We start from the raw sequence: 593 nt of genomic DNA, 5'->3' as shown, positions 1-593 counted from the left end.
AGCATCTCATGCGTTTGCAGCAGATAGGCCCGCACCAGAAAGGCGCGGCTGTGCGACAGCTTGATATGCGCGACCTGCAGCTTGATCCGCTCGCCACCGACATAGGCCCAATCTTCGCTCCAGTCGAACTGGAACGCTTCGCCCGGTGCGAACACCAGCGGCACGAAAGTTCCACGATCCGTCGTGTGATGCGCCCGCTGCCGTTCGCCTTTCCATTCCCGAACGAAGGCCGCAACGCGCTCGTAGGAGCCGTCATATCCCAGCTTCACCAGATCGGCGTGCATCAGCTTCGCCGTCCGGCGTTCTTTGCGTGATTTGCGTTGATCCGAAACAAGCCAAGCTGTCAGCTGCTTGGCATACGGATCCAGCTTACTCGGCCGGTCCGGCGTCTGGAACGCAGGCTCAACAATCCCCTCACGCAAATACTTCTTGATTGTGTTACGCGAAATGCCCGTGCGCCGCGCGATCTCGCGAATGGGCATCTTGTCCCGCAGCGCCCACTTCCTGATAACCTTCAAAAATCCCATGTCGATCACTCCGTATGCCTCCAGCTGGTTCAAGCCGAGGCAGGGTTGCACATGGGTCAATTCTCA

The 593-nt window shown here is 58.7% G+C and carries 1 protein-coding gene; it reads right to left on the bottom strand.

Annotation, left to right across the window (positions count from 1 at the left end; translation table 11 throughout):
• Window positions 1-527 (bottom strand): helix-turn-helix domain-containing protein (locus ACK8OU_RS20415; RefSeq protein WP_410305155.1); only part of this gene is annotated, 527 nt, incomplete at its 3' end.
• Window positions 528-593: the final 66 nt, after the last annotated feature.

Source organism: Pontitalea aquivivens (assembly GCF_046507575.1).
Lineage (GTDB): Bacteria > Pseudomonadota > Alphaproteobacteria > Rhodobacterales > Rhodobacteraceae > Pontitalea > Pontitalea aquivivens.
This window is presented reverse-complemented; position numbering and strand designations above follow the sequence as displayed.